This is a genomic window from Flavobacterium flavigenum (genome assembly GCF_027111255.2).
GTDB classification, from domain to species: Bacteria; Bacteroidota; Bacteroidia; order Flavobacteriales; family Flavobacteriaceae; genus Flavobacterium; species Flavobacterium flavigenum.
Window position 1 is genome coordinate 1,203,468 of sequence record NZ_CP114285.2, and the last position, 13,564, is coordinate 1,217,031.

Consider the following 13,564-nt stretch of genomic DNA (forward strand, 5'->3'; position numbering starts at 1 on the left):
TAAAAACAATCTTAATTTAATTTTAAATTTAAACAAATTCAACTTTTTATTAAAAGTAATTTAGACGGACGACATATAAACTAGGATAAACATCAAAAAATCATAAAAACATATCATTATTATGAATTTAAATTCGGGCAAATCTTATCGGTTACCATTGCATTATCACTTCTTTTTTTGGCTTACTTATTTTTTATTTAATACATTTCGGTGGGGAAGCTATTTTAATGATTACCTGTATTCCTTAAAAACAAACTTATTAGGCTTTCCAATTCACATGACATTATGTTATCTGAATATTTTAATTTTCATGCCTTATCTGGTTTATCGAAAAAGATATCTATTGTATGTATTGGCTGTTTTATTAACCATTTTCTTAATGGTGGTTATTAAATTCAATCTTACGTATTTATTAATAACGCATAACGTCTGGCCGGAAGGACCTGAGACTATCGATAAATTAACACTCAATTATACGATAGATATGATGATGGGAGAACTCTATGTTATCACTTTTGTAACAGCAATCAAAATTACATTTGATTTTTTGCAAGAGCAAAAAAGAGTAACCGATCTTGAAAAGTCTCAATTAGAAACCGAATTACTGTTCCTTAAATCTCAAATTTCGCCACACTTTTTTTTCAATACATTGAATAACATTTATTCATTATCAGTAGAAAAATCAAACAAAACACCCAAAATTGTCCTTAAACTTTCTGAACTAATGCGGTATATGCTCTATGATACAAAGGGTAAAAAACAATCTTTAGAAAATGAAATTTTATGCATCCAAAATTACCTTGATCTGGAACGAATCAGGAATGATGAAAGGCTTGAAGTTAACATGTCTGTCTCGGGAGATATTCATGAGAAAGAAATTTCTCCGGTGATTTTACTGACTTTTATTGAAAATTCTTTTAAGCATGGTGTAAATAAAAACACCGGAAAAGTAAAAATTGACATTGATTTTAATGTAAAAGGTGACTATCTGCATTTCAAAATTTCAAATCCTACACCCGAAATTACGCAACATAAAGACAATTTTAACAAGTCAAGTGGTATAGGTTTGGAAAATGTAAAAAAAAGACTTGAATTAGGTTATAATAAAAATGATTATAAACTTTCATTTAAAAATAAAAAGAATATTTTTGTCGTAAAGCTTGTAATTAAAGTCACTTAAAACAAATACTCTCCTTATTAATTTTGCCCGCAAAATTATTTCGCTCGAATAACTAAGATTAAAGAAATGAAAATAAATTGTTTGATTATAGACGATGAGCCATTGGCAATTAATATTATTAAAAATTATTTAGAGCCACTTGAAAATTTTGAGGTAATAAATACTTTCAGTAATCCGATTGAAGGCCTGAATTTTATTAAAAATAATAATGTCGATGTTATTTTTCTGGACATAAACATGCCAGTTCTTGATGGAATTAATTTTATAAAAAGTCTCGAAAATCCTCCGTTAATTGTAATCACAAGTGCTTACAGCCAGTTTGCGATAGAAACTTATGAACTGGACGTTTTAGATTATTTAGTGAAGCCAATTGAGTTTCCTAGATTGATGAAAACATTAAATAAAGTAAGCAAAAGGATTGAGAAAAAAGAGAATGAAACTCAGGACAGCCAGCCGGACAGCCCTTTTATATTCGTTAAAATTGACAAAAAAAGAATGAAGAAAATCTTCTTCAACGAAATTCTGGTAATTGAAAGCCTTAAAGATTATTTAAAAATAAACACTTTAACAGGCAAATACATAATTCACAGTACCTTATCTGATTTTACTGATTTATTACCCGAGAAAAACTTCCTGAGAATACACCGATCATACACAATTGCAATTGATAAAATCGATGCTGTTGAAGGAAATAGTATTGAGATTGAAGGTCTTAGATACGTAATTGGAAGATCTTATATTGATCATGTGAAACAACGAATTTTGAATTCTTCTATATAGTTTAAACGCAAAAAAAATGCAGCCTAACCGGGGCTGCATTTTCACATTGGTAACTAACCAAAATAAACCACGTGAAATAGTTTATTATATTTTAAAAAGATTTTATAATCTAGAAATGATATCGCTTAAATGCTTCGATAGCCGAATAATCTGCTAATCCTAAAGCATGGTATTTTTCTGCTGTCATTCTGTTTCTGTCTTCAACTCTTACCCAAAATTCCCTACTGTCATCTCCCTGAAACATTACGCCGTCTTTTTGAGACTGGTGATAGAAGATAGCATGACGTTTTTTCAGCACCTGATCAGGACTCATTGGAACCGCCATTTCAATTTGGTACGATTCCCATTCATGCCAGGCTCCTCTATACAGCCACACCCAGCAATCATCCATAAAACTTTTATGCTTCAATCGTTTTAAAGCCTCAAACAAACTGTCTAAACAAACTTTATGGGTTCCATGCGGGTCTGCTAAATCTCCTGCGGCATAAATCTGATGTGGTTTTATTCTTTCGATAATATCACACATAATTTCTATATCGGCTTCACCCAGATTATTTTTCTTAACTGTACCTGTTTCATAAAAAGGTAAATCCAAAAAGTTAACATTTGAATCCTGCAAGCCTAAATATCTTGTAGCCGCTAAAGATTCGCTTCTTCTAATTAGTCCTTTTAATTTTCTAACTTCTAATGAATCAATATCATTCGCTTTTTTATTCTTTAAAAAGTTGATTATGTTTTCAGATTCACTGGAGTTTTTATTTAATGCCTTCGAAATTTCAGCAAATTTTAATGCCTCTTCATTAGAAACCGCAATATTTCCAGATGTCTGGTAAGCAACATGAACATCATGTCCCTGATCTACCAGCCTGTCAAAAGTTCCTCCCATTGAAATCACATCATCATCAGGATGCGGGCTGAATATGATAATTCTTTTTCTTTCCGGAGTTGCGCGTTCCGGTCTGTAAGTATCATCTGCATTTGGTTTTCCTCCGGGCCAGCCTGTAATCGTCTGCTGCATTTTATTAAACATCTTAATATTTAAATGATAAGCAGTTCCCTCTTCACTCAGGACACTTGACATTCCGTTGTCATTATAATCTTTATCAGTAAGCTTAAGAAAAGGTTTTTTCGTTAATTCGCTTAACCAGACTACAGCTTTTAGTTTTAACTCTTCATCCCACACAACTGATTTTACCAGCCATGGTGTTTTTACTCTCGTTAATTCTGATGAAGCCTCCGTATCTAAAACAAATGTGGTATTACTGTGCTGTTGCAAATAGGTTGCAGGTACTCGTGCAGAAATCTCTCCTTCTATCGTTTTTTTAATGATTTCAGCCTTACTGATTCCCCATGCCAGAAGTACAATCCTTTTGGCCGTTTTTACAGTACCAATTCCCATTGTAATGGCTTTTCGGGGTACATTATCGATTCCTAAAAATGAAGATGCTGCATCAATACGGGTCAAATGATCCAGCGTAATGCTTCTTGTCCCTGAATTTACATGAGATCCAGGCTCGTTAAATCCGATGTGACCTGTTCTTCCAATTCCTAAAAGCTGAAAATCTAAACCACCATATGATTTGATTTTCATTTCATAATCGATACAATATTGCTGTAAATCTTCATTACTGATATTTCCGTCAGGGATATTAATATTTTCGGGATAAATATCAATATGATCAAAAAGGTGCTCATGCATAAAATGCCAATAGCTCTGAATATTGTTTCTTTCCATTGGATAATATTCATCCAGATTGAAAGTTACCACATTAGCAAAACTTAAACCTTCCTCTTTATGCAGTCTTACAAGCTCTTCGTAAACTTTAACCGGTGAAGATCCTGTTGCTAATCCTAAAACGCAAGGCTCATTTAATTCTTCCTTCCTTTGAATTATGTTTGCTATTTCCTGTGCTACTAATACAGAAGCTTCCTGAGAGGATTCGAAAATTACATTGTGAATCTTCTCAAATCGTGTTTCTTCAAATTTTCCAGCCTCTTTAAAATTTATACCTTCTTTAATCATTTGCCTGTTCCTTTAATTATAATAGTATAAAATTAACACTTCGTTTATCTGTAAAATTAAAAATTCGACTAATAACCTCTTAGCTTCGGCAAAAGACAAAATCGGAAACAAAAAAGAGGAATCGTCATTTATTGTGGGTTTGTATTTAGTTTTCGACCACATTTATTTCGCCAATAGAAAATACCTGGCCTTTTCTTCCATCATTTGATTTAGCGACAAATCGCAGATATCTTGCCTTGCTTTGGGTAAATGTTTTTACCTGCTCTATGGGGTTGTTTTTAATGTTCGAAAATTCTCCCTGAGATTGCATGGTCCATTTGCTATTATCTAAACTGGTATAGAACTCATATTTTGATATCAGGTTAAGATTATTTCCTACTTGCTGAGGAATATAAGTGAAGCCATTTATTTTGATCGTGGTTCCCATATCAATTACTAATTCCTCTGAAAGATTATTACTCCCGCCACCAAAATCCCAGTCTGTATCAGGATTTCCGTCTATTATTCTATTTACAGAGTTCATATCCCCACTCGAAGTGCTCACAACTTTCCATTTCTCTTTTGAAACTCCATACTTTGCTGTTGTGACTGCACTGCTGCTATTTTCATTTTTATGGACTGCTATCGCTTTTATCACTACTGCTTTATTGTACTTAAAACCCTCCTTATACAAGTTACTTTTTACAGATGGCTTAGAACCATCAGTAGTATAATAAATATCATTCCCTTCTTCAGATTTCATAGATACATTTCCATTTTTATCACGCCCAATGACAGGAGACTTCACAAAAGTTGGCGCATTATAAGCTTCAATATTCGAAATTACAACACACGCTTTTGAGTCGGTAATGTTTATTTTAAGTGCCGAGGCCTTAATTCTGTCTATCCTTAAAATTCTTTTATAGCCAATAGTGGTTTCATTGGCAACCGTTTTCCAGTTTCCATCAATCCTGGCTTCAACTGTAAAAGCCTTAATGCGTTGTCCTAATTTTATATATTCCTGAAGCAGAATCCGATTGATTGCTAAAGGTTTTCCAAAATCAAATACAATTGAAGCTTTTTTTACATTATCGTCTGTAGCCCAGTAAGTATTTCTATCTCCGTCTGTTACATTTTTTGCTGTAAATAAAGAACTGTTTCCTCTTACATTATCAGCAGAAACTTTTGTCCCTGCTAATAATTCCGTTTTAAAATCGGCTTTTATGGTTGAAATTAATTCTGTTAGCCGCGCTTCGTCATTTTCATGAACCAAACCTCTTTTATCAACCGGGAGATTCAATAATAAATTCGCATTACGGCCAATAGATTCATAATATATATCAACCATTTCATCAAGTGAGCGTACTTTGTCATCTTCAATACTATGATAAAACCAACCTGGTCTGATGGAAACATCGGCTTCACCCGGAACCCATTTTTCGCCGTCTTCATGCCCCGACATAAATTCAGTATAATGAACTTTGCCCGCTAATTCATCTTTTTGACGTAAAAGCGACCAATTGGTTTTTCCGGCACGTCCTTCTTCATTTCCAATCCATCTCGCTTCAGACGGACCGACTCCCCAGACCAAAGTTTTAGGTGCAGTTTTGTAGATGAGTTTATAGGTTTCATCCCAATCGTAGTATTCCAGCGTATTGATTTTTCTTGTTTCATTGGCTCCGCCATAATAACCATCACCACCATTGGCACCATCAAACCACATTTCGAAAACATCACCATAATTAGTAAGCAACTCTTTCAGCTGATTTCTGAAATAGGTGATGTATTCCGGTTTACCGTATTGAGCATGGTTTCTATCCCATGGTGAAAGATACAGCCCTAATTTTAAACCATACTCTTTGCAGGCAGCAGCCAATTCTTTTACAACATCTCCTTTTCCGTTTTTCCAGGGAGAATTTTTAACAGAGCGTTCTGTGTAAGCTGATGGCCATAAGCAAAAACCGTCATGATGTTTGGCCACTAAAATGATTCCCTTCATTCCTGCCTGTTTGACAATACGCGCCCATTGCCTTGTATCTAAAGCTGTTGGATTAAACAATTCAGGCGATTCATCTCCATAACCCCATTCTTTGTTAGTGAACGTATTTAAAGAGAAATGAACAAAAGCATAAAATTCCATTTCATGCCAATCCAATTGTTTTTGTGTTGGCAACGGACCAAATGGCTCGGGAGATTTCACGATTTCCTGAGAACAGATTGGTGTTATGATTAAAAAATAACTCAGCAATAAAAAAATATTTTTCATCAGGACTCTAATTAATATTTTGTTAGAAAGGTAATTAAGATTTAAATTTAAGATAAATCAATATTCTGATTTATACTATTTCGACCAACAACATTTTTAAAGGAGTATTGGAGTCATTCTTTACTACATGACAATTCTATACTTCTATTTTTAGATTCAGTTTAATCATTATATAATTATATTTGTCAGCATCTCACAATTAGAATCATGAACAGGATATATTCTGATAACGGAACACTATTCCTTGGCCTGGAATCTGAAAAAACTCAGTTACTGGATAGCCCTGTTCAATTTAGTGTATATACTGTTATATTCATTAGTGAAGGTGAAGGAATTTATCATGCAGACTTTGCTTCTTTTACATTTAAAGCTCCTGTGGTACTTTTCTCTACTCCTCAGCAGTGCATTTATATCAGAGAAACTAAAAAAATAACCTTAACAACTTTACAATTTCACGGAGACTTTTACTGTATTGAATTTCACAGAAATGAGGTAGCCTGCAACGGATTGTTATTCAATAATATTTATCTGGAACCTTCTGTAAAACTAACAGATGAACAGCATACCTTTTATACGCAGATAACAGCCAATATTGCTGAAGAATTACTGCAGAGAGAACCCTCAGAAATTGTACTTAGAGCGCTTTTACAGCTTTTTCTCGCCAAGTCAAGCAGTATCAAGATGAACAGTTCAGACAGGTTGAAATTGAAGAAGGACGAAAAAATGGATGATTTCAGAATACTGCTGGAAGAAAATTTTCTGACCCTGCATAAACCTGGTGATTATGCATCATTGTTATCCATTACGCCAAACAGCCTGACCAAACAATGTAATAATCGCTTTGGTAAAACACCAACACAACTGATTCAGGAACGTTTAATTCTTGAGGCTAAAAAACATCTTCACCTTACAAGACTCAGCATTAAAGAAATTGCATTTGCTTTAAAATTCCAGGACGAATATTATTTCAGTCGTGTGTTTAAAAAAATGACAAAAATGTCACCTCAAATGTTTAGAAAAACCACCGGCATATCCATTGTAGCAGATTTGTCTAAGGAATAACATTTTTTGTCCATCCTTTCAATCAATTTACTGAATTAGCTTTGCATTGTAACTATAAAAAAATAAACAATGAAAAGTAGCATTCTAAACACAATAGCAAATCTGGACAAAGCCGGAAAAAAGATGGTTCGAGCAGGCATCGTGATAGTTTTTCTGTGGATTGGCGGACTCAAATTCTTCACTTACGAAGCTGACGGGATTGTGCCCTTTGTAGCAAACAGTCCATTTATGTCTTTTTTTTACGAAACCCCTTCAGATTATAAAAATTATACAAACAAAGAAGGTGAACTAATTGCTGAAAATCACCAGTGGCACATAAACAATAATACTTACGGTTTTTCAAATGGACTGGGTATTTTGTTGATAGGCATTGCATTTCTGGTTGCAATTCATAATTGGGCACCACTAGCCAGTATCATTGGCAGTATATTGGTTTTTATACTCACCATCGGAACACTTTCATTTTTAATTACTACACCCGAAAGCTGGGTTCCTCATCTGACAGATCATCAATTTGGCTTCCCGTACTTATCAGGAAGAGGAAGACTAGTTCTTAAAGATATTGTTATACTTGGCGCATCATTAATAACGATGAGTGAATCTGCAACACTTTATCTAAAAAGAAAGGGATAACAATAAACGTGTTAAACAAAAAAAAAGACTCTGTAATTTAATGCATACCAGAGTCTTTTAAAAGCTTTACTTAAAAAGTTTTATAGTACCTTCCAGATTTTCCTTTTCTATAAAAGCATTTATGTATTCCTGAACTTCATTTTTAAACTCTGTAGAAGTTTCAAAGAAATTAATGTGAAATTCATCATCCTGATCGGTAATGTGAATAATTTCCGTATATCCGCGGGAGATTAAATTTCCCTTTAATTTTATAACATTTTGCTGCTGATGGTTATTCAAATCTTTTCGCACCTGCAGTTTTACAGACTTTTCCATTTTTTCATATTTAAAAACCAAACTTTAAACATAAAAATAGAAAAAAAATGAATTCAAAAATCAAATCTTTTTTGGATTTTACTCTAATTTATTAACATTAACACAATTGGCATTTATTGCTAAAATTGTGAGGCTTCTTTTAAAAATGAGTTTGAATCTAAAAATTAATCAATCACTCATTGAATACAAGAATAAATACATATGAGACGTTTCGGAAATAAATTATACTACTGTTAAATTTCCCATTTGTATAAATTAATTTGTGGATATTTTTTTAGCTAATTTTCTAAAATTGACTAATTTTTGACTAATTTTCGGCTAATGTTGCGGGTTTCTATTTTTATCCCTCACTTTTACTATATTATCTAATTAATTATAAATACAATGTCAACAACCAAAAATTTAAAATTCGAAACACTACAGGTACATGCAGGGCAAGTTCCTGATCCAACAACAGGGTCAAGAGCAGTGCCAATTTATCAAACGAGTTCATATGTGTTTGAAAATGCACAACATGGTGCCAACCTGTTTGCATTGAAAGCGTTCGGAAATATTTACACCCGCCTTCAAAATCCCACCACAGATGTTTTTGAAAAACGTATTGCTGCATTAGAGGGAGGTGTTGCTGCATTAGCAACTGCTTCAGGACAGGCGGCACAATTTATTGCATTAAACAATATTTTGGAAGCCGGAGACAACTTTGTATCAAGCAGCAATATCTACGGAGGTACTTACAATCAATTCAAAGTCGCCTTCAAAAGAATCGGAGTTACCGTTCAATTCACAAAAGAGACTACAGCCGAAGCTTTTGAGTCACTAATTAACGAAAACACCAAAGCATTATATCTGGAAACAATTGGAAATCCGAGTTACGACATTCCTGACTTTGATAAAATTGCAGCTGTTGCTAAAAAACATGATCTGCCTTTGATTGTTGATAATACATTTGGAGCTGGCGGTTATTTATTCAGACCCTTGGAACATGGGGCTGCTATAGTGGTTGAATCTGCAACAAAATGGATTGGTGGTCATGGTACAAGTATAGGCGGTGTGATTGTTGACGGAGGAACCTATAACTGGGGCAATGGGAAATTCAAACAATTTTCAGAACCTTCTGAAGGCTATCACGGACTAGTTTTCGCTGATGCTTTTGGAGTTAGTAGTCCGTTTGGTAACATTCAGTTTGCAATCCGCGCGCGTGTCGAAGGTCTACGTGATTTTGGTCCAGCTATCTCACCATTCAATTCATTCCAGCTAATTCAAGGGTTAGAAACATTATCGTTACGTGTTCAGCGCCATGTTGATAACGCTTTAGAAATTGCGAAATGGCTGGAAGCGCATCCACAGGTTGAGAAAGTAAATTATCCGGGACTTGAAAGTTCGCCAAGTTATGCTAATGCACAGAAATATTTTAAAAAAGGATACGGTGCAGTTTTGTCATTTCAAATAAAAGGCGATGTTACAAAAGCAGATGCGTTTATTGACAGCTTAGAATTAATCAGCCATTTGGCCAATGTAGGTGATACAAAATCCCTGATTATTCACCCTGCAGCAACAACACATCAGCAACTGAGTGAAGAAGCACAAAAAGCAGCTGGAGTATTTGTCGGACTCCTTCGCTTATCTGTCGGAATTGAGCATATCGATGATATCAAAGCAGATCTGCAACAAGCTTTTGATAAAATAAAGTAAAAATCAGTACATAGAATCTTAACTTATATTTGAATTATTAAAAGTAAAAAAGAGCCTGCAAAATACTTATTTTGCAGGCTCTTAAATTTTACTGCCACACAACATTTAGCTATAATTTAATATCCAACTTTTGTACCTGATCCGTAATTTCCTCCAATAAAAAAAATCGCAATTACTTTTGTATAAGTAATTGCGATTTAGTACTCAGAGCGGGAGTTGAACCCGCACGGACATTGCTGTCCACTGGATTTTAAGTCCAGCGTGTCTACCAATTTCACCATCCGAGCATTTTGTGGTACCTCCAGGGATCGAACCAGGGACACATGGATTTTCAGTCCATTGCTCTACCATCTGAGCTAAGGTACCTCATTTTAAACAAAAAACCCTATTCATTTTCAGAATAGGGTTCTTAAAGAAAGGCGACGACATACTCTCCCACAAAACTGCAGTACCATCTGCGCAGGCGGGCTTAACTTCTCTGTTCGGGATGGGAAGAGGTGAGCCCCGCCGCAATAACCACCTTAAGGTTTTTGGTTTGTAGTTTATTGTTTTTAGTTTTCACTTATAACACCTGACTTATAACCGCTCGCGTCGAGCAAATATCTTAACATACTGAGATAAAAAATATAAATAGTTTAGAAAGTTTCTCCCTCCCGTCTTTTGGACAGGAGGAAAAGGGTGTACATAAGCTTACGGATTATTAGTACTACTCGACTATGACATTACTGCCTTTACATCTATAGCCTATCAACGTGGTCATCTTCCACGATCCTTAAAAGAAATCTCATCTTGTGGTGGGTTTCGCGCTTATATGCTTTCAGCGCTTATCCCTTCCCAACGTAGCTACTCTGCGGTGCCCCTGGCGGGACAACAGATACACTAGAGGTTAGTCCAATTCGGTCCTCTCGTACTAGAATCAGATCCACTCAAATTTCTAACGCCCACAGTAGATAGAGACCGAACTGTCTCACGACGTTCTGAACCCAGCTCGCGTGCCACTTTAATGGGCGAACAGCCCAACCCTTGGGACCTTCTCCAGCCCCAGGATGTGACGAGCCGACATCGAGGTGCCAAACCCCCCCGTCGATATGAGCTCTTGGGGGAGATCAGCCTGTTATCCCCGGCGTACCTTTTATCCTTTGAGCGATGGCCCTTCCATGCGGAACCACCGGATCACTATGCTCTACTTTCGTACCTGATCGACCTGTATGTCTCTCAGTCAAGCTCCCTTATGCCATTGCACTCTACGCACGGTTACCAAGCGTACTGAGGGAACCTTTAGAAGCCTCCGTTACTCTTTTGGAGGCGACCACCCCAGTCAAACTACCCACCAAGCACTGTCCCCCGCAACACGGGGTTAGGCCTCAGATAAACAAAGGGTTGTATTTCAACAATGACTCCACAACGCCTGGCGACGCCGCTTCATAGTCTCCAACCTATCCTACACATCATTTATCCAAGGTCAATACTAAGCTATAGTAAAGGTGCACAGGGTCTTTTCGTCCCACTGCGGGTAAACGGCATCTTCACCGTTACTACAATTTCACCGAGCTCATGGCTGAGACAGTGTCCAGATCGTTACACCATTCGTGCAGGTCGGAACTTACCCGACAAGGAATTTCGCTACCTTAGGACCGTTATAGTTACGGCCGCCGTTTACTGGGGCTTCAATTCAATGCTTCTCCGAAGATAACATCTCCTCTTAACCTTCCAGCACCGGGCAGGTGTCAGGCCCTATACTTCATCTTACGATTTTGCAGAGCCCTGTGTTTTTGATAAACAGTCGCCTGGACCTCTTCACTGCGGCCCCGATTGCTCGGGGCGACCCTTCTCCCGAAGTTACGGGTCTATTTTGCCTAATTCCTTAGCCATGAATCTCTCGAGCACCTTAGGATTCTCTCCTCAACTACCTGTGTCGGTTTACGGTACTGGTACTAATTACCTGAAGTTTAGAGGTTTTTCTTGGAAGCCCTTAGGCGCACTATCTCTTTGTCCGAAGACTCCGAGTACTATCGTATTTCACCAAAACCTGCGGATTTGCCTACAGGTCTTATAGCTAGGTACTTTAACGAACTATTCCGTCAGTTCGCGGCGCTTTCATCACTCCGTCACCCCATCACAGTAATTAGTAGTACGGGAATATTAACCCGTTGGCCATCGACTGTCCCTTTCGGGTTCGCCTTAGGACCAGACTAACCCACAGCTGATTAGCATAGCTGTGGAAACCTTAGTTTTTCGGTGTGCGGGTTTCTCGCCCGCATTATCGTTACTTATGCCTACATTTTCTTTTCCAGCCAGTCCAGCATACCTTACGATACACCTTCAACCCTGCTGGAATGCTCCCCTACCACTTACAATTGCTTGTAAATCCATAGCTTCGGTAATATGCTTATGCCCGATTATTATCCATGCTCGTCCGCTCGACTAGTGAGCTGTTACGCACTCTTTAAATGAATGGCTGCTTCCAAGCCAACATCCTAGCTGTCTGGGCAGACAAACCTCGTTCTTTCAACTTAGCATATATTTGGGGACCTTAGCTGATGGTCTGGGTTCTTTCCCTCTCGGACTTGGACCTTAGCACCCAAGCCCTCACTGTTATCAATCATTATATAGCATTCGGAGTTTGTCAGGAATTGGTAGGCGGTGAAGCCCCCGCATCCAATCAGTAGCTCTACCTCTATATAACTAAAATAACGCTGCACCTAAATGCATTTCGGGGAGTACGAGCTATTTCCGAGTTTGATTGGCCTTTCACCCCTACCCACAGGTCATCCGAAGACTTTTCAACGTCAACCGGTTCGGTCCTCCACTGTGTGTTACCACAGCTTCAACCTGCCCATGGGTAGATCACACGGTTTCGCGTCTAACACTACTGACTAAAGCGCCCTATTCAGACTCGCTTTCGCTACGGATCCGTGGCTTAACCACTTAACCTTGCCAGCAACGTTAACTCGTAGGCTCATTATGCAAAAGGCACGCCGTCACCCCACGAAAGGGCTCCGACCGCTTGTAAGCGTATGGTTTCAGGATCTATTTCACTCCGTTATTCACGGTTCTTTTCACCTTTCCCTCACGGTACTGGTTCACTATCGGTCTCTCAGGAGTATTTAGCCTTAGCGGATGGTCCCGCCAAATTCAGACAGGGTTTCACGTGCCCCGCCCTACTCAGGATACCACTATCTATTATACTTGTTACCCATACGGGGCTATCACCCTCTATGGCCCGACTTTCCAGTCAGTTCCGGTTCCGTGTACATAAAATATCGTGGTCCTACAACCCCAATCATGCCGTAACAAAATTGGTTTGGGCTAATCCGCGTTCGCTCGCCACTACTTACGGAATCACTTTTGTTTTCTTCTCCTCCGCCTACTTAGATGTTTCAGTTCAGCGGGTTTGCCCACCTATCGGTGTACTATGTCTTCAACATAGTGGGTTGCCCCATTCGGGTATCTGCGGATCAAATGGTGTGTGCCCATACCCGCAGCTTTTCGCAGCTTATCACGCCCTTCATCGCCTCTGAGAGCCTAGGCATCCCCCATACGCCCTTATTTTGCTTATTGTACCAATCATTCAATTAAGAATGACCGTTTTTTTTTGTTTTTTGCTCTTTGTATTACTACAAAAACAAAAAAC

General features: G+C 37.6%; 8 protein-coding genes, 2 tRNA genes and 2 rRNA genes. 5 read left to right on the plus strand and 7 right to left on the minus strand.

The window, feature by feature from the left end; all coding sequences use genetic code 11:
• The first annotated feature begins 121 nt into the window (after positions 1 to 121).
• Together OZP09_RS04370 and OZP09_RS04375 are read left to right on the plus strand one after the other, a co-directional pair.
• Positions 122 to 1,180 (plus strand): sensor histidine kinase, encoded by a 1,059-nt coding sequence (locus tag OZP09_RS04370; RefSeq protein WP_281310360.1) that lies wholly within the window; start codon positions 122 to 124, stop codon positions 1,178 to 1,180.
• A 66-nt stretch (positions 1,181 to 1,246) separates the two neighbouring features.
• Entirely contained in the window at positions 1,247 to 1,960 is a 714-nt protein-coding gene (locus OZP09_RS04375) for a LytR/AlgR family response regulator transcription factor (RefSeq protein ID WP_269236715.1), read from the plus strand.
• Between the two features lie 109 nt (positions 1,961 to 2,069).
• On the opposite strand, the gene nagB is transcribed toward OZP09_RS04375, so the two are convergent.
• Together nagB and OZP09_RS04385 are read right to left on the minus strand one after the other, a co-directional pair.
• On the minus strand, positions 2,070 to 3,983 hold the full coding sequence (nagB, locus tag OZP09_RS04380; RefSeq protein WP_269236716.1) for a glucosamine-6-phosphate deaminase: 1,914 nt from the start codon (positions 3,981 to 3,983) through the stop codon (positions 2,070 to 2,072).
• A gap of 145 nt (positions 3,984 to 4,128) precedes the next feature.
• The gene (locus tag OZP09_RS04385; protein ID WP_269236717.1) at positions 4,129 to 6,228 is read right to left on the minus strand and encodes an alpha-L-fucosidase; all 2,100 of its coding nucleotides are present in this window, start codon (positions 6,226 to 6,228) and stop codon (positions 4,129 to 4,131) included.
• Positions 6,229 to 6,435: 207 nt separating this feature from the next.
• On the opposite strand from OZP09_RS04385, the gene OZP09_RS04390 reads away from it, so the two are divergent.
• Together OZP09_RS04390 and OZP09_RS04395 are read left to right on the plus strand one after the other, a co-directional pair.
• A complete protein-coding gene (locus OZP09_RS04390; protein WP_281310361.1) occupies positions 6,436 to 7,290 on the plus strand; it encodes a helix-turn-helix domain-containing protein in 855 nt (284 codons plus the stop codon).
• A gap of 69 nt (positions 7,291 to 7,359) precedes the next feature.
• Positions 7,360 to 7,923 (plus strand): DUF417 family protein, encoded by a 564-nt coding sequence (locus OZP09_RS04395; protein ID WP_281310362.1) that lies wholly within the window; start codon positions 7,360 to 7,362, stop codon positions 7,921 to 7,923.
• Between the two features lie 66 nt (positions 7,924 to 7,989).
• Here the strand turns inward: OZP09_RS04395 and OZP09_RS04400 are convergent, their stop codons facing one another.
• Positions 7,990 to 8,238: a hypothetical protein gene (locus OZP09_RS04400; protein ID WP_269236719.1), complete on the minus strand. Its 249-nt coding sequence runs from the start codon at positions 8,236 to 8,238 to the stop codon at positions 7,990 to 7,992.
• 384 nt (positions 8,239 to 8,622) lie between these two features.
• Here OZP09_RS04400 and OZP09_RS04405 point away from each other — a divergent pair, with 384 nt between their 5' ends.
• Positions 8,623 to 9,930 (plus strand): O-acetylhomoserine aminocarboxypropyltransferase/cysteine synthase family protein, encoded by a 1,308-nt coding sequence (locus tag OZP09_RS04405; protein ID WP_269236720.1) that lies wholly within the window; start codon positions 8,623 to 8,625, stop codon positions 9,928 to 9,930.
• A 201-nt stretch (positions 9,931 to 10,131) separates the two neighbouring features.
• Here the strand turns inward: OZP09_RS04405 and OZP09_RS04410 are convergent.
• The 4 genes from OZP09_RS04410 to OZP09_RS04425 form a co-directional block, all read right to left on the minus strand.
• Positions 10,132 to 10,217 (minus strand) — tRNA-Leu (locus OZP09_RS04410).
• A gap of 6 nt (positions 10,218 to 10,223) precedes the next feature.
• A tRNA-Phe gene (locus tag OZP09_RS04415) sits at positions 10,224 to 10,296 on the minus strand.
• 48 nt (positions 10,297 to 10,344) lie between these two features.
• Positions 10,345 to 10,454: ribosomal RNA gene (gene rrf / locus OZP09_RS04420) — 5S ribosomal RNA — on the minus strand.
• 156 nt (positions 10,455 to 10,610) lie between these two features.
• Positions 10,611 to 13,491, minus strand: a 23S ribosomal RNA gene (locus tag OZP09_RS04425).
• Between the last annotated feature and the right edge of the window lie 73 nt (positions 13,492 to 13,564).

Excerpts from the sequence above, each read along its gene's own strand:
- OZP09_RS04375 (WP_269236715.1), top strand. The coding sequence starts at position 1,247 with ATGAAAATAAATTGTTTGATTATAGACGATGAGCCATTGGCAATTAAT.
- OZP09_RS04370 (WP_281310360.1), top strand. The coding sequence starts at position 122 with ATGAATTTAAATTCGGGCAAATCTTATCGGTTACCATTGCATTATCAC.
- OZP09_RS04385 (WP_269236717.1), bottom strand. The coding sequence starts at position 6,228 with ATGAAAAATATTTTTTTATTGCTGAGTTATTTTTTAATCATAACACCA.
- OZP09_RS04390 (WP_281310361.1), top strand. The coding sequence starts at position 6,436 with ATGAACAGGATATATTCTGATAACGGAACACTATTCCTTGGCCTGGAA.
- OZP09_RS04405 (WP_269236720.1), top strand. The coding sequence starts at position 8,623 with ATGTCAACAACCAAAAATTTAAAATTCGAAACACTACAGGTACATGCA.
- OZP09_RS04395 (WP_281310362.1), top strand. The coding sequence starts at position 7,360 with ATGAAAAGTAGCATTCTAAACACAATAGCAAATCTGGACAAAGCCGGA.
- nagB (WP_269236716.1), bottom strand. The coding sequence starts at position 3,983 with ATGATTAAAGAAGGTATAAATTTTAAAGAGGCTGGAAAATTTGAAGAA.
- OZP09_RS04400 (WP_269236719.1), bottom strand. The coding sequence starts at position 8,238 with ATGGAAAAGTCTGTAAAACTGCAGGTGCGAAAAGATTTGAATAACCAT.